We start from the raw sequence: 21,086 nt of genomic DNA, 5'->3' as shown, positions 1-21,086 counted from the left end.
CGATCCGAAGATCGGGCGTGACCCACGGTTACTCCTGGTTGCGCGGATCCGGGGTTTCGGCCACCAGATCCTGATAGCTCGGGAATCGCTGCAGGTAGTCGAGCACGTACGTGCACGTGGGGCGGATCTGCACGCCCTGTTCACGGAACTTGTCGAAGACGAAGGTCACCAGGGTGCGGGCGTAGCCCTGGCGACCGAAGGCCTCGGCCACAATGGCGTGTTGCACGTCCACGGTGCCGTCATCGAGGATTTCAACCCCCAAGAAGCCGATGAACTGCTGGTCGTCCCACAGCTCGTAGCGGCCACGATCGGGATTGGCACGCAGGTCGAGCGTGGGGCTTTCATGGATGCTCGGTGTGGGGCCAGTGGTCACGGCGGCTCAATCCTCCAAGGTAGAAGTGGTCAAGATCACGCTATCTCATGTTTCGTCATGGTTCCTTCGCGCGTCTCACGGCGACTTATCGGCGCGTGTACTCGTCCATTCGGAAACGAGGCCCCTTGCTGGACTCGGCCCAGTCGGCCAGCTCGCGTTGCCGCCAGGTGTCATCCAGTCGCGGCGCTACGGTGTCGCCCTCCACCGCGAGGTCCACGGTGGTCACGTAGGCGCGAGTCAACGGCAGCGCTTCGTGGGCGAGGGCGTCGGCCCAGATCCGGGTCCCACCAATGGCCCAGATCTCGCCGTTCGGGTCGTCGAGCAGCGACAGCGCGAGTTCCAGGGCTTGCGCGTACGACGCCGCCGTCCACACGTTGTCGCCGTCGCCCGCCACGGTCTCGGGGCGGCTGGTGACCACGATGTTGGGTCGCCCCGGAAGCGGTCGGAATCGGGGTGGGAACGATTCCCAGGTGCGGCGCCCCATGATCACCGGATGCCCGGTGGTGGTGCTCGAGAAGAACCGCAGGTCCTCGGGCACGTGCCAGGGGATCGTGCCGTCCTTACCGATGATGCCCTGGGGATTCTGGGCCCAGATGGCACCCACGGTGGGGCCGTTCGGGCTGATCGCGGGTAAAGATGTGGATCGTGCCGCGCTCATACCGCCACCGGTGCCTTGATCCCGGGGTGGTACCTGTAACCGACCACCTCGAAGTCCTCGTAGTCGTAGTCGAAGATGGAACCCGGTGTGCGCAGGATCTTCAGCTGCGGGTACGGGTAGGGTTCGCGGGCCAGTTGCTTGGTGACCTGCTCCACGTGATTGGCGTAGATGTGGCAATCACCTCCGGTCCAGATGAACTCACCGGGGACCAGATCGCATTGCTGGGCCACCATCATGGTGAGCAGCGCGTACGAGGCGATGTTGAAGGGGACGCCCAGGAAAAGGTCCGCGGAACGCTGGTAAAGCTGACAACTGAGGGCGTCGGGGCCGTCCTCGCGAGGCTGCACGTAGAACTGGAACAGCGCGTGACACGGCGGCAACGCCATGTTCTCGACTTCCGCGGGGTTCCACGCGGTCACTACGTGACGGCGCGAATGCGGCGAGTTCTTGATGGATTCCACCACGCGCGCGATCTGGTCGATGCTCTCCCCGTGACCGGCCGGCCAGCTGCGCCACTGCACCCCGTACACGGGGCCCAGGTCACCGTTCTCGTCCGCCCATTCGTCCCAAATGCTCACACCGCGTTCCTGCAACCAGCGCACATTGGAGGACCCGGACAAGAACCACAACAGTTCCAGGGCAAGGGATTTGAAGTGGACGCGCTTGGTGGTCAACAGGGGAAAGGACTCGGAGAGGTCGTAGCGGATCTGCCGGCCGAATACTGAGCGCGTACCCGTGCCGGTCCGGTCGGACTTGAGGGCACCGTGGGTCATGACCTCGGCCAGAAGATCTTCGTAGGGCGTGGGAATGGCAGACATGGTTTCCTTTGTGCTGAGTACGGGCCCGCAGACCGGTTACGGGTCCGGCCCGGTGCTACCGGGCCGGAGGCCGCCGGTCGCAGTGACTCACGGGTCAGTCGTCGAACGGGGTGATGATTTCACAACTCACGGCTCGGCCCTTGGTGTTCCGGGGCATCTGGAGCACGAGCATTTCACCGGGGGAAAGGTACGGATCCGCATCGGGTAGCTCCTCGACCATGGTGGCGGGCATGTGGCGGGCCAGTACTTTGAGCACCGTGGGTAGTACCGGACGATGGGTGCACAGCACCACGGGGTGCTCCGTGTCGAAGAGCTGCTCGACAACGGCTGCGGCCTTCTTGGGGGAGCGCTTGTGGGCCGCCTCCGTCAGCTGCGAGCGTTCCTTGACCTTGGCGCTGTACTTCTTGGCGTACGGGATCACCGTGGACATGCAGCGCAACCACGGGGAGGTGTGGACCCTCCTGGGTTGCCAGGCGGCCAACAACCGTGTGACGGCCAGGGCCTGCCGCTTGCCGGTGGCCGCCAGGGGACGATCACCCTCCGCGCGCTGCCACGAGGAACGGGGTTTCGCCTTGGCATGGCGCACAATGATGACGGGGCGGGTCGACAGGGTGCCGTTGCGATGCAAGGCCACCAGCTCGTCGAGGGGTTCACGGTCGTCCGCGTTGCTGAGCATGGTGCGGGCCTGATCCGCTCTCACCCACCGCAGCTCGTCCACTTCACCGTGATCGGGTGTGGCCTGCGCGGAAGCCGAGATCTCTGCGGCCCAGTACTTCACCAGTTTCGACTGGTCCCTGACCTGGTAACGGATCGACGGCAACGGCACGCCCAAGCGCACCGACAGGCCCACTTCTTCGCGCAGTTCACGCACGGCGGTTTCCGGGAGGGTCTCTCCGTTGTCCTGTTTGCCCTTGGGCCAGGACCAGTCGTCATAACGCGGCCGGTGGATGACCAGTACTTGAAGCTCGCCCGCGCTGCGACGCCAACACAGACAGCCTGCGGCGTAGACGTCGATCTTTCCGGAGGCATTACTTTTTGCCATGACCCGCTCTCTGTCTGATGGACCAAGGTGGCACGCGTTTCTGCACCCGAGGGGGCGGGACGGCACCTCTCAGATGTTATCCGGTGATCTCGCCCCGGAACATCACGTCCAGGTGCCACCGCTCGAAACCGAGCTTTTCGTACAGCGCCATGGCGGGGGCGTTGTCCCCGTCCACGTACAGCATCACGTGCTCGAGGTCCTGTCCGGCCAGGTAATTGATGCCCGCGGCGGTCAGTGCCTTGCCGAGTCCGCGGCCCTGTTGCTCCGGGGAGATGCCCACGACGTAGACCTCACCCATCGCGGGGGAGCCGTCCGAGACGGGGTGGATCTTGGTCCAGTGGAAGCCCTGGATGACCTCGGGGTCATCGGCGCGAACGGCCAGCAAGAACCCGGGCGCGTCGAACCATTCCTCGGCTTCCCGCTGACGCAGATCGTCCAGGGTCATCCTGCCCTGCTCCGGGTGGTCCGAGAACGCCTGCGCATTGACCCTCAGCCACCCGTTCTCGTCGCGGTTCTGCTCGAACGGCCGGATCTCGAGGCCCTCGGCCAGATCCACCGGCAACGGAAGATCGGAGGACCCGCGCAGTCCTCGCTTCAAGCGGTACAGGTCGCGTACCGCCGTCAGTCCGTAGGTTTCGGCAAGTCGCCGGGCACCCGGATGATCACCGTGGGCCCAGGCCTCCACCGTGCCCTCGACCTGCCCGCGCACCTCTCGTGCCAGGGCCGCGCCGATCCCGGCACCGCGACACTCGGGGTCCACCACGAGTTCCACCGTGAAGGTGGAGGCCTGGTCCGAGTCCGGGTTGATGAGCGCGCTACCCACCAGGGCGCCGTCCTCGGTCGCGGTGACCGAGCGGAGCCCAGCCCTGGCCGAACGCACGTCAACGAGCGTCTGATCCGAGAACGGGGGATCGCCGTCGGCGCGGGTGGCTCGCTGAGCCAGGCCCGTCAAAGCTGCGGGATCGGCAACCCCGTCCTGACTGAGAATGGTCACGGCCATGACATACCTCCACTGTGAGCGGTTGGGTGGCGTGTCAGGACTCGCTGTCCCGGCCCGCCGTGAAGCTGTACCCCACGTTACGCACCGTGGTGATCAGGTGCTCGTGGTCGGCCCCCAATTTCGCGCGCAGCCTTCGAATGTGCACGTCGACCGTGCGAGTGCCGCCGTAATAGTCGTAGCCCCACACCTGCGACAGCAACTGGGCGCGTGTGAAGACACGGCCCACGTTCTGCGCGAGGAATTTGAGCAGTTCGAACTCCTTGTACGTGAGGTTCAGCGGGGTGCCGCCGATCTTGACGGTGTACGAACCGTCGTCGATGGTCACGTTGCCGGCCCTGATCACGGACTCGTCCTGCGTTTCCTCCGGACCTCGGGCGCTCGCCAATCGCAATCGGGCCTCGATCTCTGCGGGCCCGGCATTGTGCAGCACCACGTCCGTAACACACCACGACGCCGCCACGGCCGCCATCCCGCCCTCGGTCAGGGCCAGGAGCACGGGAACGGGAGTGTCTCGGGCGGCCAGGGACTGGGCGGTGTTGCGCGCGGCCACCATGTTGGTGGTGCCGTCGAGGACCACCACATCCGGTTGCCGCACGTGCTTGAGGGCCCCGAGGGAACTGAGCGGCACCACGTCTATCTGGTGCGAGAGGAGCTCTAGGCCGGGAAGAACAGTGGCGAGCGCGTTGGTTTCATCGCTGAGCAGCACAATCTGGAGCACGGATCATCCCGTTGATGGTGAGGGAAGCTCACCCAGGGAATTCCCCCGGGCGGCTGTGTTGACCATTATAAATACTCGAGACGCGCGGTAATTTTCACGATCACGATGGAACCTCGTTGCCCCGATCAGCAGGCGTGCTGACCCGTTCGCGGGTTCGGGGCGGTTAGGCTGAAGGGAATATCTGCCCCAGACCGTGCGCGGAGGAAACCCATGAGATACGCAAGGATCATCGGCGCGGCCGCCGTCTCGCTGATTCTTGCCCTCGGTGCCAGTGTGCTGGGTGGTTTGCTTCCGCTGATCGTGTCCGTGGTCATGGCCGTGGTGATCGCGGTGGGCTGGCCCGCGGCCACGGGGATCAAGGCCCGCCGCCGGCACAACGTGATTATTGCCGCGGCCGGCGTGATCGCGTGTTCCCTGGTGAATTTCGTCCCGGATCAGCAGCTCATCTGGCTCCCGGCCGTGGTGGGCGTGGCTTTCATGGTCGTGTGCGTGGCCGAGCTGGTGCGTGGTGAAGGAGCCGAGGGTCGTTTGGAATCAACCCTGGCCTCCGTGACGGGTGTCATGGCCGCCGTGAGTGCCTCCGGCTGGATCGGACTGAGTCACGTGGAGGAGCTCTACGGTTTGGGCACCTGGGTCACCGTGACCGGTGTGGGTTTGCCGCTCGCCCTCATCATCGGTGTGGTGGGTGTGCGGATCATTTCCGCGGCACCGGAGACCCCTAAGCGCAGGGGCCTGTTGACCCTGGGCGTAACACCCGTTGCACTACTCGGTGTGGCAGCGCTTTTCGCCGGTCGGATACTGGCCTCCGTGGTAGCTTAGAACCATGCTTGCACTCGAAATCTTTTACCTTGTCCTGTTGGTTCTGGCCGGTCTCGCGATCGGCGGTATTGCTCTGAAGGTCATCACCGGCCTCTTCAAGGGCCAGCTCTAAACCCATGCCCGTTGAGATTCCCACCAATCTCACTCCTGAGCTCGTGCCGTTCGCATGGCTTTTGGGAACCTGGGAGGGTGACGGCTTTGTGGGTTACGGAGACGCCGAACAGCGTGCGTTCCGGCAGCGGGTCACGTTCGAGCAGCACGGTCTGCCGTTCGTTGTGTACCGCGGGCAGACCACGCTCCTCAATGATGAGGGCGAACCCCAACGTGAAGCCACCTACGAACAGGGTTTCTGGGAACTCGCTCGTCCTCGCGAGGACGGGGACATCGGCCCCGGCATGCTGCCTCCCGACCCCGTGCCGGTCCTGAAGGCCGCTCAGGACGTCGAGGACCTGCGCAATGCTGATGGTGGTTTCGACATCTCCGTCTCCATGCTCCACCCGGGTGGTATTTCCGAGCTCTACCTGGGGCAGATCAAGGGACCCCGTGTGGACCTCGCTACGGACGCCGTAATGCGCGCCCAGGGCGCCAAGGAGTACGCCTCCGGGACCAGGCTGTACGGCCTGGTCAACGGAAACCTCATGTGGGCGTGGGACATGGCCGCCAACGGTCATGAGTTGGCCACGCACGCCTCCGCCGAACTGAAGAAGGTTGATTCGCTCCAGTGACTTCCACTGACTCCTCGTACCGATCCGTTCTCCTCTCGCGCCCCGGCGCGGTGGTGGCAGACAACCTGGACGAGGGGGTGGCAGGCCACTACGGAGACCCCGTTCCCGAACAGCGCGCGCTGGATCGCGGTACGGGCTACGTGGACCAATCCCAGCGCGGCATTGTGACGGTGACCGGCGCGGACCGCCTCAGCTGGCTCACCACACTGTCCTCGCAGGTGCTCACGGGTCTCAAGCCCGGGCAGAGCACCGAGACGATGTTCCTCAGTATCCAGGGCAGGGTGGAGTTCGCGCCTCACGCCGTGGACGACGGAACCACCACGTGGCTCATTGCCGAGGCTCAAGAGGCTCCCGGGCTCGCCGCGTGGCTCGAGTCCATGAGGTTCGCCATGCGCGTTGAGGTCGCGGACGTCAGCTCCCAGTGGGCCGTCATCGCCGCCACCAAGGACCTGAGCGCGGAACTGACCGCCGCGCTGGAAGGCACCCGGGCGGCGTCGGACGCCGTGATCGTGTGGCGTGACCCCTGGCCCGAGATCTCCCCCGGCGGCTATGCCTACAGCACGGCCCCGGACCACCCCGGGTCGGAACGTCCGTGGTTCGAACACCTGGTCCCCATGAGCGCCCTGGAGAGCGCGGCCGCAGCCCTGGACGAGCAGGGTTGCACTCCGGCCGGTTCCTGGGCGGCCGAGGCGTTGCGCATCGCGGCGTGGCGGCCACGCTGGGGGGCAGAGACGGACGTCAAGACCATTCCCCACGAGCTCGACTGGATGCGCACCGCCGTGCACCTGTCCAAGGGCTGCTACAAGGGCCAGGAGACCGTGGCCCGCGTGCACAACCTGGGGCACCCGCCGCGCAGACTCACGTTCCTGGACCTGGACGGTTCCCAGCACACGCTGCCGGCGGCCGGTGCGGAAGTGTTCCTCAACGACAAGTTGGTCGGGCACGTGACGTCCGCCCGCTTGCATCACGAAGCCGGCCCCATTGCCCTGGCCGTGCTCAAACGGAACGTGGATCCCCAGGCCGAACTGCTGGTGCGGGACACGGTCGGGGAAGGCCCGGGTCAGGAAAGCGCCCCGGGCGGCGGCGCGATCGAGCAATGGTCCGCTGCCCAGACCGTGGTGGTTCAGCCGGACGCCGGTTCGGTGGTCGGTCGGCCCAAGGACCTGATGCGGGGCCCCCGCGACGGCGGGATGCGCCTCTAAACCCACACTGACACGGAATCGCGGCGGATCATGGATAGTCCTGATCCGCCGCGATTCGTCGTCAGTGCGGTTCGGGGCCGCGGCGAAGTGCGGCGGCACTCGCGTTCGCCCTCGTGACACCGCACCCGCCGACGCCGCCGGGAGCCTACCGGCCGAACAGCACCTTGGCTTCTTCGTACCGTTCCAGGGGGACCGTCTTGAGGCCGTCGAGGGCCTCGCTGAAGTCCACGCGGACCACGTCCGTGCCGCGCAGCGCGCACATCTTGCCCCACTCGTGGTCCTCGGCCATGCTGGTGGCAGCCATGCCCAGGCGGGTGGCGAGCACGCGGTCGAAACCCGTGGGAGCGCCGCCGCGCTGGATGTGGCCCAGCGTGGTGTTGCGCGTTTCGATCCCGGTGATCTCCTCGATCTGCTGGGTCACGAAGTCACCCGCCCCGCCCAGTCGCGGCCGACCGGAAGCCTCTTGGCCCTTACCGGCAAAGGCCTCGTCGTAACCCTCGGGGATGAACCCCTCGGCAACGACCACCAGGGGCGAACGACCCCGGTCGTAAACTTCCTTGGCCCACATGGCGACCTGTTCCATGGACTCGCGGTGTTCCGGGATCAGGATCGCGTGGGCGCCGGCGGCCATGCCCGAATGCAGAGCGATCCAGCCCACGTGGCGGCCCATGACCTCGGCCACCATGCACCGGTGGTGGGATTCGCCGGTGGTGCGCAGCCGGTCCATGGCATCGGTCGCGATGGACACGGCGGTGTCGAAACCGAACGTGTAGTCGGTGGCCTTCAAATCGTTGTCGATGGTCTTGGGGACGCCCACCACGGGCAGTCCCGCGTCCGCCAAACGCTTGGCGCCCGCCAGGGTGCCCTCACCGCCGATGGCCACGATCGCATCGATCTGATTGGCCTCCAGGACCTTGGCGATGTTCTCCGGGCCACCATGGGGGCCGTCGAACGGGTTGGTCCGCGAGGTGCCCAGAATGGTGCCGCCCTGGCGTGCCAGGCCACGCACACTTTGGCGGGGGAGCTCCATGATGTCCCCCTCGACCACACCGCGCCAACCGTCACGGAACCCCACGAAATCATGATCGTAGGACTTGATCCCGTGCAGGACCGCACCGCGGATTACGGCGTTCAGCCCGGGGCAGTCTCCGCCGCTCGTCATTAGGCCAATTCTCATGCGTGCTTCAGCGCTCCTCGGTGATCGAGTGTGAACCTTCCCTGACCAGTCTAATGAGTCGCGGGTGGGGTCGATAAGAAGTGCAACCGCGCCGTGTTCAATACTCGTTAACCCCGCCACCTAGAATTGCTGGTGAGACGCACACAGGGTGCCGCCCGCGGCACAAGCCACTAGGAGGACATATGACCCCGCAGCAGGAACCGGCACGGGAGAACCTCCGCGAGTTCATCGACAAACTTGTGGAACAGGGGTACACGGTGCGGGACGGACAGTCCCCGGACCCGGACCTCATTGATCCAGGTGGAAGCGCCGTGGAGACGTGGCGCGAGGGCTACCCGTACGACGAGCGCATGTCCCGCGAGGACTACGAGCTCGAGAAATATCAGCTGCAAATCGAGTTGCTGAAGTTCCAGTACTGGGGTCAGGACAACGACCTCAAGCACGTGATCGTGTTCGAGGGCCGCGATGCCGCCGGCAAGGGCGGCACCATCAAGCGCTTCACCGAGCACCTCAACCCGCGTGCCGCGCGCACCGTGGCGCTGAACAAACCTTCGGACCGGGAACTGGGTCAGTGGTACTTCCAGCGTTACATCCAGCACCTGCCCACCAACGGTGAGATCGTGCTGTTCGACCGCTCGTGGTACAACCGGGCCAACGTGGAACACGTCATGGGTTTCTGCACCGACGAGGAGTACGAGAGCTTCATGGGGCAGGCCCCCACGTTCGAGAAGATGCTCGTGGACGACGGTATCCACCTGACCAAATTCTGGTTCTCCGTGACCCAGCACGAACAGCGCACACGCTTTGCCATCCGCCAGATCGACCCGGTGCGCCGCTGGAAACTTTCACCCATGGACCTGGCTTCCCTGGACCGCTGGGAGGACTACACCGTGGCCAAGGAAGAGACCTTCCGCCGTACGGACACGGACCACGCTCCGTGGATCACCATTAAGTCCAATGACAAGAAACGTGCTCGCCTCAACGCGATGCGCTACTTCCTCAACCAGTTCGACTACGAGGACAAGGACACCTCGGTGGTCTACCCGCCGGACCCGCTGATCGTCCGTCGTGGCCGCGACGCCGTGGACGACTGACGACTGCCGATCATTGAACGAAGGCTGGGCCCCGCACCACGTGGTGCGGGGCCCAGCCTTCGTTGTGGATCGCTCAGGCGATATCGTTCCGTTCGTCCCCGGCTCGGGCGAAATTATGGCGGTCCACCAGGACCCAGGACGCCGCGGCGTTGACGGCGGCCACGCCGAAAACGGAGGGCCACGCGCCGATCTTCTTGGCCAGCGGGTGGGACAGTCCGAAGCCCGCGAGGTACACCACGCTGAGTCCCGCGGTGGTGACGGGTCCGGCCGATGTGTACCAGGTGCGCCCGGCCAGCACGCCGTTTGCCAGCAGCACCACTCCGCCCAGGGCCCGGACCCTGGTCAATCGGGCCACGGCGTAGCCGCCGATCAGACCGCCGGCCACCACGGCCGCGCTGGGCAGCCGCACGGGGGAGGGCAGCTGTTGATCCACGGAATGCAGTGTTTCCTTGAGGTTCATTTACTTGGCTCCCAGAACTTTCTGCAGGCGGGACAAGCCCTCGGCGAGGTCATCGTCGCCCAGAGCGTAGGAGAGGCGTAGATAACCGGACGGGCCGAATGCCTCTCCCGGGACCACGGCCACTTCGGCGCGCTCCAGGATCATGTCGGCGAGCTCGGTGCTGGTCCGGGGCATGACGCCGTCGAAATCGCGGCCCAGCAACCCGGTCACGTCGGGGTAGGCGTAGAAGGCGCCGGTGGGAGTGGGGCAGACCACGCCGTCAATGGCATTGAGACCGTCCACGATCACCCGCCGACGTCGATCGAAGGCCTCGCGCATGCGGGTCACCTGCTCCGTGGGCCCGTTCAGGGCGGCCAGTGCCGCCCGCTGGGCCACGTTGTTCACATTGGAACTGAGGTGGGACTGCAGATTGGTGGCGGCCTTGATGACGTCCTTGGGGCCGACCATCCAGCCCACGCGCCAGCCGGTCATGGCGTACGTCTTGGCCACGCCGTTGAGCAGAATCAGGTGCTCGCTCAGCTCGGGAGCGGCCTGGGCGATGGAGGTGAACTCCACGCCGTCGTAGGTGAGGTGCTGGTAGATCTCATCGCTGATCACAAAGATGCCCTTGGACGCGGCCCATTCGCCCACGGCCTTGGTCTCCTCGGCGGTGTACACCGCACCCGTCGGGTTGGACGGCGAGCAGAACAGCAGCGCCTTGGTCTTCTCGGTGTGGGCGGCTTCCAACTGCTCCGGGGTGACCTTGTAGTCCTGATCCGCGCCGGCGAAGACCTCCACGGGATTGCCGCCGGCCAGCCGGATGGCCTCCGGGTAGGTGGTCCAGTACGGGGCGGGCAACAAGACGTCGTCGCCCTCGTCCACCACGGTCTGGAAGGCCTGGTAAACCGCCTGCTTGCCCCCGTTGGTGACCAGCACCTGTGCGGGGTCCACGCGCCACCCGGAATCGCGGGCGGTGGCATCCGCAATGGCCTGGCGCAGCTCGGGAAGTCCCGCAGCGGGGCTGTATCTGAAGTTCTTGGGATCTTCGAGGGCTTGCGCCGCGGCCTCGACTATGTAGTCGGGGGTCGAGAAGTCGGGCTCGCCGGCTCCGAAACCGATCACGGGCCGCCCGTCGGCCTTGAGTGCCTTGGCCTTGGCGTCCACCGCGAGCGTCGCGGACTCGGCAATCGCGCCGATCTTGCGGGAAATTCGCTGCTGAGCTGGGGGCATGGTGGTCAACTCTCCTCGGTTCGGTGACAGCGTCCGCCCTGACTGCGCAGCCAGAAGGCGCTCGCCACCCAGTTTAGGCGGGCATCCGCGTTCTTTGCACGATGGCGGCCGTACGCGTAAGATCATTTGTTGGTGCGTTTACTTTCGCGCGCCTGGATGCGGACCCGTGCCGGATCACTCGCGCGAAAGTGCTAAGCTCATGCACCGTGTTCGTGGTCTTGTGTGAACAAGCCGCAAACTGAAGGGCAGTGGCGCAATTGGTAGCGCAGCGGTCTCCAAAACCGCAGGTTGCAGGTTCGAGTCCTGTCTGCCCTGCTTCAGACCTACAACGGCACATACACCACCGCCGGGAACCAATCCACGCAGGGGAGAGCCGATGTCGCACACCGTTACCGGAGAAACCTCGGACCAACCCGCTGGATCAGATCAGCAGCGGGGCTTTTTTGGTCGCATCTGGTTGTTCATTCGACAGGTCATCGGCGAGCTCAAGAAGGTCGTCGCACCGTCGCGTCGCGAACTCGTCAATTTTGTTCTGGTCGTGCTGGTCTTCGTGGCCTTCATGATGTTGTTGATCTCCCTTCTGGATCTGGGCTTCGGCCAGGTAGCCATCTGGGTCTTCGGCAACGGCGACCAGGCCTGAGACCACACCAACTTCTAGCCGTCCACAGAAAGCAGGAATCTCCAGTGACCGACCACGAGCTCGAAAACGAAGCCACTGAGGCAGCGCAGCCCGAGTCCGCCCCCGCGGACGCTGCGCAGTCGGAGGCTGCCGAGAGCGTGTCCGCCACTGCCGATGAGGTCGCGCAGACCCCGGCTGAGAACGAGACCGCTGAAGCGGATGAGGCAGAACCCTCGGTCCCCGAGGAATCGCTCCCCCAGGAATCGACCGCAGAGGACCAGGCCGCTCAGGACCTGGCCGCCGAGGACGAGGTGGACCCCGTCGAGGAGTTCAAGTCCCAGCTGCGCCGCCAGGAAGGCGACTGGTTCGTGATCCACACCTACGCCGGCTACGAGAACCGTGTGAAGACCAACCTGGAGACCCGTATCCAGTCCCTCAACATGGAAGAGGACATCTTCCAGATCGAGGTGCCCATGGAAGAGGTCGTGGAGATCAAGAACGCCCAGCGCAAGACCGTGCGCCGCGTTCGCATCCCCGGATACGTGCTGGTTCGGATGAACCTCACCGACGCCTCGTGGGGTGCCGTCCGGCACACCCCGGGCGTGACCGGATTCGTGGGCCAGGACGCCTACAACCCCGTGCCGCTGCGCATGGACGAGGTGTTCGAGATGCTCGCACCGGTCTTCGAAACCCCGGATAAGGCCAAGGGCCTGGGCGAGACCGCCGGCGGCGGTGCCGCCTCCGGCGCTGCGGAGCCCGCGATCACCGTGGACTTCGAGGTCGGCGAGTCCGTGATCGTGAAGGAGGGTCCGTTCGAGACCCTTCCCGCCACGATTTCCGAGATCAAGGTGGAATCCCAGCAGCTCGTGGTGCTGGTGTCCATTTTCGAGCGCGAAACCCCGGTCACCCTGGGCTTCCACCAGGTCACCAAGATCTGATCGCGCCCTCAGTTTTCGGACACCCCCGGATGAGCTTTGGTCCGGGGCGTTTCCGTTCGGTCACCGCGCCACGGTGACCACCCGCCGTCGTACGCTCCTGTGCGGCGGTACGTACAGCAAGCAAAGGACCATCACATGGCTCCCAAGAAGAAGGTCTCAGGCCTGATCAAGCTGCAGATCCAGGCAGGTGCCGCTAACCCGGCTCCTCCCGTGGGTCCCGCACTCGGTCAGCACGGCGTCAACATCATGGAATTCTGCAAGGCCTACAACGCGGCCACGGAATCCCAGCGCGGCAACATTGTGCCGGTGGAAATCACCGTGTACGAGGACCGTTCGTTCACTTTCGTCACCAAGACCCCGCCGGCTGCTCAGCTGATCAAGAAGGCTGCAGGCGTCGCCAAGGGTTCCGGTGTGCCCCACACCAACAAGGTCGGCAAGATCACCATGGACCAGGTCCGTGAAATTGCCGAGACCAAGAAGGAAGACCTCAACGCCAACGATGTCGAGGCTGCTGCCAAGATCATTGCCGGCACCGCCCGTTCCATGGGCATCGAGGTTGCCTGAGCGCTCTAGCTAGCTCTCAGTACCAAACATTTTCCCGTGGCAGGGCCGAGCGCGGTCCGCAGACCACAACTGCACAAGGAGAACAAGCAGATGGCAAAGCGCAGCAAGGCATACCAGGCGGCTGCCGCCAAGATCGAAGAGGGCAAGTTCTACGCCCCCGCCGAGGCGGTCGCCCTGGCCAAGGAATTGGCCGAAGGCAGCAAGTCCGACCCCACCGTTGAGGTGGCCATGCGATTGGGCGTTGACCCTCGCAAGGCGGACCAGATGGTTCGCGGCACCGTGAACCTGCCCCACGGCACCGGTAAGACCGCCCGCGTGGTCGTCTTCGCAACCGGTGACAAGGCTGCGGCTGCCGAGGCAGCCGGCGCCGATTACGTGGGTTCCGATGACCTGATCGCCAGGGTCCAGGACGGCTGGGTGGATTTCGACGCCGCCGTGGCCACCCCGGACATGATGGGCAAGGTTGGCCGTCTGGGTAAGGTTCTGGGTCCCCGTAACCTCATGCCGAACCCCAAGACCGGCACCGTGACCATGGACGTCGCCAAGGCTGTTGGTGACATCAAGGGCGGTAAGATCGACTTCCGCGTCGACAAGCACTCCAACTTGCACTTCATCATTGGCAAGGCGTCCTTCGACACCCAGAAGTTGGCCGAGAACTACGGTGCGGCTCTGGAAGAGGTGCTTCGTTTGAAGCCTTCCGCTTCCAAGGGTCGTTACGTCACCAAGGCCACCGTGGCCACCACGTTCGGCCCGGGTGTTCCCGTGGATCCGAATGCCACCGAGGTGCTCGGCGAGGCGTGATCCTCGTTCGTGCCGGTGAACGGCCCGATTGAGTAGTGTGACGGAAGGGCTCGGACCAATTATGGCCGGGCCCTTCCTGCTCACCACTGAGGGCCGCGATAAACTGAGCAGTACACTTGCTATCTCGTGTCGAATGCAATGGTGCATGATCGTTGGAGGGCAGGTTCGTTCCGAATAGCTCGGAACGCGGAAGGAGTTCCACGTGAGTCAGACATCAGCGCTGACCATTGAGCTGATGCGTATCCCTGACGGGTTCGATCAGGCTGCACAGGATCAACTCGGGCAAGTGGCGGCCCTGGTGCAGCTGTCGAGACGTTACGTGTGGGGTACCACGGAGCTCAGCAATGACGCCCACGATATTTTCCGGGACCTCAAGGACCCCTACGAGCGCGTCAATATTCTGTGCGCCTACATGGACGGCCGGCTGGTCGGCCGCGCCGAGGTGCGCATGCCACTGATCGCCGATACCGACACCGCGCAGATCGTGGTGGATGTGGACCCGGATGAATTGTCCGAGGGCATCGGGCGTTCCCTGTTGTCCGCGGCCGAACAGCTCGCCCATGGTGAATCGCGGCGCGTGATCCGTCTCATCACCGAGCACCCGGCGTCCGAGCTGCGGGCCCCGTCAGGGCCCGGTGACGGCAGCGTCATGGGTGGGGAGAGCAACGGGGTGGGCGTCCAATGGATCAACGCCGCCGACGGCTCCGGCCAACTGCCCGCAAGCCATCGACAAACACGCTTCGCGCAGCACGCAGGTTATGAGCTGCAGACCGTCAGCAGCTTTGCATTGCTGGACCTGCCGCTGTCCACGGACCGTGTCGAGTCCATTGAAAACTCATTGCGGGAAGTTCCCTGCGCGGAACGCTACGCGCTGCACACCTGGGTGGGTTCCGCCCCGGAAGAACTGCTGGAACCACTCGCTCGGCTGCACGCCCGGCTTCCCAGTGATTCCTTCGTCAAACCGATTGTGAGCGATCCCGATCCCTGGGACGCAGAGCGCGTCCGTCGCACCGAGCAATTGCGCGAGGAGGACGGCGATCGCTCGCTCATGACCGTGGCCGAGGACCGCGACAGCGGTGAACTGGTGGGCATGACCGAGCTCATCCTGGCCCAACACCATCCCACGCTGGCCTTGCAGGATGAAACCCTGGTGATCCGCGAACATCGTGGGCGCCGGTTGGGGATGCGGTTGAAGATGACCAACCTCCAGCAACTGTGCGAGGTGCAGCCGGAAGTGGACACCGTGTACTCGTGGACCCACACCGGTAATGACCGCATGAATTGGGTCAACGCGCAGCTTGGTTTTCAGGACGCGGGCCAATCAGCCGTGTGGCTGCGGGACTTCCGAGCGGACTGACCCGCCCTACCAGGGCAGGGGCAGCGCCGTGGTCTGAGCACCCGCCGACAAGCCCTGCACGGGCACGCTCAGCAGGGCATCGGCACGGGACAATCCGCCGAGCATGTTGGCACCGGTGTCCCGACACGGTGACCACGCGCCGTCGGCGTCTCGAACCGCGGGGAGTAGCTGTTCGCGGCGCGCTCCAGCAATGTCGTGTGCCACCCGCACGTGGGGGTTGGCCGGAACCGGTCGACCCAGGACACCGTGCAGGAACGGGACCGCCAGCAGGGTCAGCGCGGTCATGGCGGCCAGGGGGTTACCGGGCAGGGCCAGGACCGCGGTGCCGGGCGTGCATACCGCAAACACTGTGGGGTGGCCAGGTTGCAGGTCCAGCTCGTCAATGATCGGTATCGCGTGCCGTTCGAGATGGGTCCGCACGTGATCGGCCCGGGAGCGGGCGGTGCCGCCGGTGGTGATCACCAGGGGCAGGTGGTGGACCACAGCGTCATCGAGGGCGGACGCGAAGGCCGCTGCCTCATCGGGGATGCGCTGCACGGAAGCCACGCGGGCTCCCAGGGTCTGGAGGACGGCAGGTAAGGACGGCGAAAAGGCATCCCGGACGAACCCCGGTGCGGGAATCCCCGAGACCTGCACCTCCGAGCCCGTGAGGAGCAAGCGCACGTCGGGGACCGGCACCACCGGCAGTGTGTCCACCCCGCTCACCGCGGCGAAAGCCACGTCCGCGGGAGTCACCACGGTGCCGGCGGTGAGGACGACATCACCGGCGGAGCACTCGGTACCCGCCGCTCGGATGTGCCGTCCCGCCAGCTCCGAGCGGGGGCGGGACTCGTCGAACCGGAGGTCATTGCCGGAATGCACCGCGTACTCGTCGCGAATAATGGTTTGGGCCCCGGCGGGGATCACACCGCCGGTGACCACGGGAACGGCCTGCCCGGGAGCCAAGCGGACGGCAGCGGTCGAGGCGGCGTCATGAACGGTGGGATCTCCGGCGACCACCCGCCACGGCCCGGAACCGCGGACCGCGTAGCCGTCCATTGCACTGGATGTGTAGTGCGGTACGGGGCACAGCGCGCGCACATCCTGCGCGAGAGTGGCCCCCACCGCCGCGGGGAGTCCCACGGACGTGCTGGGCGGCAGGGTGGTGGCCACGGCTCGACCCAGCTCGTAAGCCAGTTGCTGCGCCTGAGTGCGGCGGGCATGGTGGACCGGGGCGATCCCGCGCCACGTCGTATGAGGGACCGGGGCGGACTCAGCCACCGGCGAAGGGCGGCAACACGTCGACGGTGGCTGCCGGGACGATGGCCGCTCCCTGATCCTTGTGGCGCACGCCGTTGACCAGCCAGGAGCACTGCGGCAGCACCTGGGCGAGGGTTTTCTCACCGGGAGGGGCCACCGGGTGCAGAGTGGTGAGCACCTGCTGAAGTTCGGAGCGGGTCATGGCCGCGTGGGCGGCCACTTCTTCCTGCTCGGTACCGGCGGATGCGGCCGCGGCCGCGAAGTAACGAACGAGCACTGCTGTGTCAGCCTCCAATGGCACTCATGCTGCGGTCGGGTTGGACATAATCCTCGGAGTCGAGTCCCGCGTGGTCCATGCCGTGGGCCCGGGGTTTGACCCACATGGCGGCGCGCCAGCGCTGGGCGATGTCCTGGTCGGTTGCATCAGAACGCAGCAATTGCATGAGGTCCGTCTCGTGGTGGGAGAACAGGCAGGATCGCACGCGGGCCTCCGCGGTGATGCGTGTTCGGGTGCAGTCCGCGCAGAACGGTTCGGTCACGGACGCAATGATGCCCACGGTGCCGAGCACGTCGGTACCGCCGCGTTCACGCACGAGCATCTTCTCGGCGGGGGCACCGTTGCGGGGGGTCTCATCCGGGCTCAGGTCGAAATGCTCGCTCAGCTGCTCCCGGATCTCGGCCGCGGTGACCATGTTGGTGCGGGTCCAGCCGTGGTCCGCATCCAGCGGCATTTGTTCAATAAAGCGCAGGGAGCATTGGTGATCGAGCGCCCAGCGCAGCAGGTCGGGTGCCTCGCGATCGTTGACGCCCCGCATGAGCACGGCATTGAGCTTCACCGGGGCCAAACCAGCGTCCTGTGCCGCCGCGACGCCGTCGAGAGCCTCGCTGAGCTTGTTGCGGCGGGCAAGTTTTTCGTAGGTCTCGGCGCACAGGGTGTCGAGGGACACGTTCACGCGGGTCAGTCCGGCGGCGACCAGTCCCCGGGCGCGTTGGGCCAATCCGATCCCGTTGGTGGTCATGGACACGGGAAACTCGGGCAGTGCCTCGGTCACCGCGGCCACGATGTCCTCGAGGTCCGGTCGGATCAGGGGTTCACCACCGGTGAGGCGAAGTTCTTTGACCCCGAATTCCTGGGCGGCAATGCGGGTGAGCCGCACGATTTCGTCCGTGGTCATGAGGGACGTCTTGGGCAACCATGCCATGCCCTCCGCAGGCATGCAGTACGTGCACCGCAAATTGCATTTGTCCGTGATGGAAATACGCAGATCCGTGGCCACGCGCCCGAAACGGTCCGCCAGGGGGCCGTGATCGGGCACGCCCTTGGCCGGTAGTGCTTGCGGGACACCGAGAAAAACGGACATGTGACCAGTATAAAGCGTTTGTCCACCCCGCTTAGGGTAGGGGTATGAGCCGCAGCATCGAACTTCATGCCTCAGCCGTCCGAGCGACGCTCGCGCTCGGGTACGACGCCGCCGCGGCCAGTGTGGAGGTACCCCTCGCCCGGGCGCAGGGTGGCGTTCTCGCACGGGATCTGAGCGCACCCATCCCATTGCCGCCGTTCACCAATTCGCAAATGGACGGTTTTGCCGTGCGCACCGCTGATCTTCGGTTGGGGGGTCCTGCCGAGGCCGCCATCACCCTGCCCGTGTCGGGAATGCAGGCCGCCGGGTCCGCGCCGTCCGTGCTCGCGCCCGCGACCGCCGCGGCCGTGATGACCGGCGCCGCCCTGCCCCGCGGCGCTGATGCGGTGATACCCGTGGAACAAGTGACTCCGCCGTCCTTCGACACGGATCGCATTGCCATTTCGGCAGCGGTTGCCATCGGCTCGGTGCCCGGAACGTTCGTGCGCGCCGAGGGCAGCGACGTCGCACGCGGCGCCGTGGCCTTACCCGCGGGGACCGTCCTGGGACCCGCGGCCCTGGGCGCGTGTGCGGCCCTGGGAATGGGCGACACGACAACCGTTACCGTGCGGCGTGGCCCGTCGGTGCTGGTGATCACCGGCGGAGACGAAGTCCTCGCGCCCGGTGAACCGCTGAAGCCGGGGGCCATTCATGACGCCAACGGTCCGCTGCTCTCGTCATGGCTCAGGGACGCGGGAGCTTGTTCGGTCACCACGCTCAGCGTCACCGACGACCCGGACGAGTTTTCCCGGCGGCTGCGCGAGTGCGTGGAGAGCTCTGGCGTCCACCTGATCGTCACGAGCGGAGGGATCAGTGCCGGTGCCTTCGAAGTGGTTCGCGTGAGCCTTGAACGCGAGGCGCAGATGTGGTTCGGACACGTGGCCATGCAACCGGGCGGGCCGCAGGGATGCGGTCAGTACCGAGGCGTACCGGTGATCTGTCTGCCGGGAAACCCCGTGAGCACCTGGGTCTCGTGCGAAGTATTCCTGCGACCGGCGCTCGCGCACGTGTGGGGTTGTTGTGCCCCACCGTTGTGGAGTTCTGCCGTCCTCGCCGAACCGGTTCGGGGCCTGCCCGGCCGCACCCAGCTCCGGCGGGGTGTCCTCGAAACCGGGGCGGAGGGCGCCGCCGGGAATCCGGCCGTGCGCTGTGTGGGGGGAGCGTCGTCGCACCTGTTGATGTCAGCCGCACGCGCTAACGTGTTGCTTCGGATCCCGGCGGGGGACCATGAGCTCCCGGTCGGGACGCGCGTACACATTTTGCCCGTCCATGGCGGGACGATCGCACAGGAGGCGGCCAGTGAATAACAACCAGGACCGGTTGACGCATGTGCGCAAGGACGGCACAGCGCACATGGTGGATGTGAGCGAGAAAGCGGTGACCTCCCGCGAGGCCACGGCCGTGGCCCAAGTAATCACCCGACCGGACGTCATTGAGCTGCTGGCCACCGGCGACCTACCCAAGGGTGACGCTCTGGCCGTGGCGCGGATCGCCGGGATCATGGCGGCCAAACGCACCCCCGACCTGATCCCGCTGTGCCACCCGCTGCCGCTGTCCAAGGTGACGGTGGACCTGGCCCCGGGCGCGGACCGGGTGAACATCACGGCCACGGTCAAGACGCGTGGCGTCACCGGCGTGGAGATGGAGGCCCTGACGGCCGCCAGCGTTGCGGGACTCACGCTGTACGACATGATCAAGGCCGTGGACAAGGCTGCCCAGATCACGGGCGTTCAGGTCGTGGCCAAGTCCGGTGGTAAGAGCGGCGATTGGAGCAGGCCGTGAACCGGGAGTACCCAGCGGCCGGTGAGCACCGGGCCACCTCGCGCACGGACCGGGACCACGGATCCCACCGGGACGAGTCGCACGGACTGCATTTGTCCGGGCGCCGCGCCGTGGTGGTGATCGTGTCTTCCTCCGCCGCGCGCGGTGCGGCCCAGGACCTGTGCGGGCCCGTCCTGCATGAATGGCTGGCGGGCCTGGGGCTGAGCGTGGACCCGGTGCAGGTGATCGCGGACGGCCCCGACGTGGAGGCGACCCTGCGGGAACTGACCGAACACACTCCCCGGGCCGAGCGCCCTCGATTCATCGTGACCAGCGGTGGCACCGGGTTGAACTCGGACGACGTCACCCCTGAGGCCACCGCACGCATCCTGGAACGGGAATCCCCCGGAATCATGCACGCGCTGTGGACCAAGGGCTTGGCCAAGACCCCCACGGCCGTGATGAGCCGCGGGGTGGCGGGTCACACGGGCATGACGTTCGTGGTGAACCTGCCCGGCTCGAAGGGCGGTGTCAAAGACGGGATGGCGGTACTCGAGCCACTGTTGGAGCACATCAGCGCTCAGTTGGAGGACGTCCACGGGCACGGCGAAAATCGCAGTACCGGCCCGAGCGAGTCATCCGGCGGCGCACCGACCGCGGTTCGCGACCCCGCGGCGTCGTCGGGAGTCGTGCATGCACGAGTCACCAGCGAGCCCCTCGACGCCGCTCGGGCCCAGGGCGCGGTGACCGCGGCCGACTGCGGTGCCGTGGTGGGATTCAGCGGAGTCATCCGCGACCACGACGGCGGTCGCACCGGGGTGACTGGGCTGGAGTACAGTGCCCACCCGGATGCGGACACCGTGATGCGTCAGGTCGCGGACGAAATCGCCGCGGAGTTCCCGGGCGTCAGGATCTGGGCCGAACACCGTATCGGTGCCCTGGTCGTGGGGGACAGCGCCTTGGAGGCCGCGGTGGCCTCGGCCCACCGCAAGGAGGCCTTCAGCGCGTGTGACGCGTTGGTGGATCGGATCAAGGTGCACGTGCCCATTTGGAAGCGACAGACGTACACGGACGGAACCCATTCGTGGGTGGGACTGGACGGATAAGTTCTC

General features: G+C 65.8%; 24 protein-coding genes and 1 tRNA gene. 13 read left to right on the top strand and 12 right to left on the bottom strand.

Going from position 1 to position 21,086, the window contains the following annotated elements; genetic code table 11:
* Window positions 1–28: 28 nt before the first annotated feature.
* The 6 genes from Q4E95_RS00355 to Q4E95_RS00330 all read right to left on the bottom strand — a co-directional run bounded on the left by Q4E95_RS00355 (window position 29) and on the right by Q4E95_RS00330 (window position 4,609).
* A complete protein-coding gene (locus Q4E95_RS00355) occupies window positions 29–373 on the bottom strand; it encodes a GNAT family N-acetyltransferase (RefSeq protein ID WP_303381438.1) in 345 nt (114 codons plus the stop codon).
* 85 nt (window positions 374–458) lie between these two features.
* Window positions 459–1,031, bottom strand: coding sequence for a dihydrofolate reductase (locus Q4E95_RS00350; protein WP_303381437.1), 573 nt, complete (start codon window positions 1,029–1,031; stop codon window positions 459–461).
* Window positions 1,028–1,849, bottom strand: coding sequence for a thymidylate synthase (locus Q4E95_RS00345; RefSeq protein ID WP_303381436.1), 822 nt, complete (start codon window positions 1,847–1,849; stop codon window positions 1,028–1,030). The genes Q4E95_RS00350 and Q4E95_RS00345 overlap by 4 nt, the downstream gene beginning before the upstream one ends.
* Before the next feature lie 94 nt (window positions 1,850–1,943).
* Entirely contained in the window at window positions 1,944–2,891 is a 948-nt protein-coding gene (locus tag Q4E95_RS00340; protein ID WP_303381435.1) for an NUDIX hydrolase, read from the bottom strand.
* Window positions 2,892–2,967: 76 nt separating this feature from the next.
* Window positions 2,968–3,891, bottom strand: coding sequence for a mycothiol synthase (gene mshD / locus Q4E95_RS00335; protein ID WP_303381434.1), 924 nt, complete (start codon window positions 3,889–3,891; stop codon window positions 2,968–2,970).
* 34 nt (window positions 3,892–3,925) lie between these two features.
* Complete coding sequence (locus Q4E95_RS00330; protein WP_303381433.1) at window positions 3,926–4,609, bottom strand: response regulator transcription factor; 684 nt, start codon at window positions 4,607–4,609, stop codon at window positions 3,926–3,928.
* A 210-nt stretch (window positions 4,610–4,819) separates the two neighbouring features.
* Here Q4E95_RS00330 and Q4E95_RS00325 point away from each other — a divergent pair, with 210 nt between their 5' ends.
* From Q4E95_RS00325 to Q4E95_RS00315, 3 genes are all read left to right on the top strand, one after another.
* Window positions 4,820–5,428, top strand: coding sequence for a hypothetical protein (locus tag Q4E95_RS00325; protein ID WP_303381432.1), 609 nt, complete (start codon window positions 4,820–4,822; stop codon window positions 5,426–5,428).
* Between the two features lie 116 nt (window positions 5,429–5,544).
* Entirely contained in the window at window positions 5,545–6,153 is a 609-nt protein-coding gene (locus Q4E95_RS00320; protein ID WP_303381431.1) for an FABP family protein, read from the top strand.
* Window positions 6,150–7,355, top strand: a complete 1,206-nt coding sequence (locus tag Q4E95_RS00315) for a folate-binding protein YgfZ (protein WP_303381430.1) — start codon at window positions 6,150–6,152, stop codon at window positions 7,353–7,355. The genes Q4E95_RS00320 and Q4E95_RS00315 overlap by 4 nt, the downstream gene beginning before the upstream one ends.
* Window positions 7,356–7,500: 145 nt before the next feature.
* Here the strand turns inward: Q4E95_RS00315 and Q4E95_RS00310 are convergent, their stop codons facing one another.
* On the bottom strand, window positions 7,501–8,532 hold the full coding sequence (locus Q4E95_RS00310) for an ATP-dependent 6-phosphofructokinase (RefSeq protein ID WP_303381429.1): 1,032 nt from the start codon (window positions 8,530–8,532) through the stop codon (window positions 7,501–7,503).
* 182 nt (window positions 8,533–8,714) lie between these two features.
* Between Q4E95_RS00310 and ppk2 the strand changes: the two genes are divergently transcribed.
* Window positions 8,715–9,626, top strand: a complete 912-nt coding sequence (ppk2, locus tag Q4E95_RS00305; protein WP_303381428.1) for a polyphosphate kinase 2 — start codon at window positions 8,715–8,717, stop codon at window positions 9,624–9,626.
* A 73-nt stretch (window positions 9,627–9,699) separates the two neighbouring features.
* Here the strand turns inward: ppk2 and Q4E95_RS00300 are convergent, their stop codons facing one another.
* Window positions 9,700–10,086 (bottom strand): hypothetical protein, encoded by a 387-nt coding sequence (locus Q4E95_RS00300; RefSeq protein WP_303381427.1) that lies wholly within the window; start codon window positions 10,084–10,086, stop codon window positions 9,700–9,702.
* Entirely contained in the window at window positions 10,087–11,295 is a 1,209-nt protein-coding gene (locus Q4E95_RS00295; protein WP_303381426.1) for a pyridoxal phosphate-dependent aminotransferase, read from the bottom strand. It abuts the gene before it with no gap.
* Between the two features lie 242 nt (window positions 11,296–11,537).
* On the opposite strand from Q4E95_RS00295, the gene Q4E95_RS00290 reads away from it, so the two are divergent.
* The 6 genes from Q4E95_RS00290 (at window position 11,538) to Q4E95_RS00265 (ending at window position 15,574) form a co-directional block, all read left to right on the top strand.
* Window positions 11,538–11,610 (top strand) — tRNA-Trp (locus tag Q4E95_RS00290).
* A 61-nt stretch (window positions 11,611–11,671) separates the two neighbouring features.
* Complete coding sequence (gene secE, locus Q4E95_RS00285; RefSeq protein ID WP_303381425.1) at window positions 11,672–11,935, top strand: preprotein translocase subunit SecE; 264 nt, start codon at window positions 11,672–11,674, stop codon at window positions 11,933–11,935.
* A 44-nt stretch (window positions 11,936–11,979) separates the two neighbouring features.
* The gene (nusG, locus tag Q4E95_RS00280; RefSeq protein WP_303381424.1) at window positions 11,980–12,852 is read left to right on the top strand and encodes a transcription termination/antitermination protein NusG; all 873 of its coding nucleotides are present in this window, start codon (window positions 11,980–11,982) and stop codon (window positions 12,850–12,852) included.
* A gap of 135 nt (window positions 12,853–12,987) precedes the next feature.
* Window positions 12,988–13,416: a 50S ribosomal protein L11 gene (gene rplK / locus Q4E95_RS00275; protein ID WP_303381423.1), complete on the top strand. Its 429-nt coding sequence runs from the start codon at window positions 12,988–12,990 to the stop codon at window positions 13,414–13,416.
* A gap of 90 nt (window positions 13,417–13,506) precedes the next feature.
* Window positions 13,507–14,217, top strand: coding sequence for a 50S ribosomal protein L1 (gene rplA, locus Q4E95_RS00270; protein ID WP_303381422.1), 711 nt, complete (start codon window positions 13,507–13,509; stop codon window positions 14,215–14,217).
* Between the two features lie 202 nt (window positions 14,218–14,419).
* The gene (locus tag Q4E95_RS00265; RefSeq protein WP_303381421.1) at window positions 14,420–15,574 is read left to right on the top strand and encodes a GNAT family N-acetyltransferase; all 1,155 of its coding nucleotides are present in this window, start codon (window positions 14,420–14,422) and stop codon (window positions 15,572–15,574) included.
* Window positions 15,575–15,580: 6 nt separating this feature from the next.
* On the opposite strand, the gene Q4E95_RS00260 is transcribed toward Q4E95_RS00265, so the two are convergent.
* Genes Q4E95_RS00260 through moaA form a run of 3 tightly spaced genes read right to left on the bottom strand, consistent with a single transcriptional unit; the run spans window position 15,581 to window position 18,174 of the window.
* Window positions 15,581–16,834, bottom strand: coding sequence for a molybdopterin molybdotransferase MoeA (locus tag Q4E95_RS00260; protein ID WP_303381420.1), 1,254 nt, complete (start codon window positions 16,832–16,834; stop codon window positions 15,581–15,583).
* Entirely contained in the window at window positions 16,827–17,090 is a 264-nt protein-coding gene (locus Q4E95_RS00255; protein ID WP_303381419.1) for a MoaD/ThiS family protein, read from the bottom strand. The genes Q4E95_RS00260 and Q4E95_RS00255 overlap by 8 nt, the downstream gene beginning before the upstream one ends.
* 7 nt (window positions 17,091–17,097) lie before the next feature.
* Window positions 17,098–18,174, bottom strand: coding sequence for a GTP 3',8-cyclase MoaA (gene moaA, locus Q4E95_RS00250; RefSeq protein WP_303381418.1), 1,077 nt, complete (start codon window positions 18,172–18,174; stop codon window positions 17,098–17,100).
* Between the two features lie 44 nt (window positions 18,175–18,218).
* Between moaA and glp the strand changes: the two genes are divergently transcribed.
* From glp to Q4E95_RS00235, 3 genes are read left to right on the top strand one after another with little or no spacing between them, the layout of a single operon-like run.
* Complete coding sequence (glp, locus tag Q4E95_RS00245) at window positions 18,219–19,520, top strand: gephyrin-like molybdotransferase Glp (RefSeq protein ID WP_303381417.1); 1,302 nt, start codon at window positions 18,219–18,221, stop codon at window positions 19,518–19,520.
* Window positions 19,513–19,995 carry a cyclic pyranopterin monophosphate synthase MoaC gene (gene moaC / locus Q4E95_RS00240; RefSeq protein WP_303381416.1) on the top strand — a complete coding sequence of 161 codons (483 nt, stop codon included), beginning with the start codon at window positions 19,513–19,515 and terminating at the stop codon, window positions 19,993–19,995. The genes glp and moaC overlap by 8 nt, the downstream gene beginning before the upstream one ends.
* Window positions 19,992–21,080: a molybdenum cofactor biosynthesis protein MoaE gene (locus Q4E95_RS00235; protein ID WP_303381415.1), complete on the top strand. Its 1,089-nt coding sequence runs from the start codon at window positions 19,992–19,994 to the stop codon at window positions 21,078–21,080. Before moaC ends, Q4E95_RS00235 begins: the two co-directional genes overlap by 4 nt.
* Window positions 21,081–21,086: the final 6 nt, after the last annotated feature.

The organism is Kocuria sp., from assembly GCF_030536815.1.
GTDB lineage: Bacteria > Actinomycetota > Actinomycetes > Actinomycetales > Micrococcaceae > Kocuria > Kocuria gwangalliensis.
This window is presented reverse-complemented; position numbering and strand designations above follow the sequence as displayed.

Coding starts and splice junctions, on each gene's coding strand:
- Q4E95_RS00320 (WP_303381431.1), top strand. CDS start 5,545: ATGCCCGTTGAGATTCCCACCAATCTCACTCCTGAGCTCGTGCCGTTC.
- ppk2 (WP_303381428.1), top strand. CDS start 8,715: ATGACCCCGCAGCAGGAACCGGCACGGGAGAACCTCCGCGAGTTCATC.
- rplA (WP_303381422.1), top strand. CDS start 13,507: ATGGCAAAGCGCAGCAAGGCATACCAGGCGGCTGCCGCCAAGATCGAA.
- glp (WP_303381417.1), top strand. CDS start 18,219: ATGAGCCGCAGCATCGAACTTCATGCCTCAGCCGTCCGAGCGACGCTC.
- Q4E95_RS00350 (WP_303381437.1), bottom strand. CDS start 1,031: ATGAGCGCGGCACGATCCACATCTTTACCCGCGATCAGCCCGAACGGC.
- secE (WP_303381425.1), top strand. CDS start 11,672: ATGTCGCACACCGTTACCGGAGAAACCTCGGACCAACCCGCTGGATCA.
- Q4E95_RS00295 (WP_303381426.1), bottom strand. CDS start 11,295: ATGCCCCCAGCTCAGCAGCGAATTTCCCGCAAGATCGGCGCGATTGCC.
- Q4E95_RS00310 (WP_303381429.1), bottom strand. CDS start 8,532: ATGAGAATTGGCCTAATGACGAGCGGCGGAGACTGCCCCGGGCTGAAC.
- Q4E95_RS00345 (WP_303381436.1), bottom strand. CDS start 1,849: ATGTCTGCCATTCCCACGCCCTACGAAGATCTTCTGGCCGAGGTCATG.
- rplK (WP_303381423.1), top strand. CDS start 12,988: ATGGCTCCCAAGAAGAAGGTCTCAGGCCTGATCAAGCTGCAGATCCAG.
- mshD (WP_303381434.1), bottom strand. CDS start 3,891: ATGGCCGTGACCATTCTCAGTCAGGACGGGGTTGCCGATCCCGCAGCT.
- Q4E95_RS00340 (WP_303381435.1), bottom strand. CDS start 2,891: ATGGCAAAAAGTAATGCCTCCGGAAAGATCGACGTCTACGCCGCAGGC.
- moaA (WP_303381418.1), bottom strand. CDS start 18,174: ATGTCCGTTTTTCTCGGTGTCCCGCAAGCACTACCGGCCAAGGGCGTG.
- Q4E95_RS00325 (WP_303381432.1), top strand. CDS start 4,820: ATGAGATACGCAAGGATCATCGGCGCGGCCGCCGTCTCGCTGATTCTT.
- Q4E95_RS00300 (WP_303381427.1), bottom strand. CDS start 10,086: ATGAACCTCAAGGAAACACTGCATTCCGTGGATCAACAGCTGCCCTCC.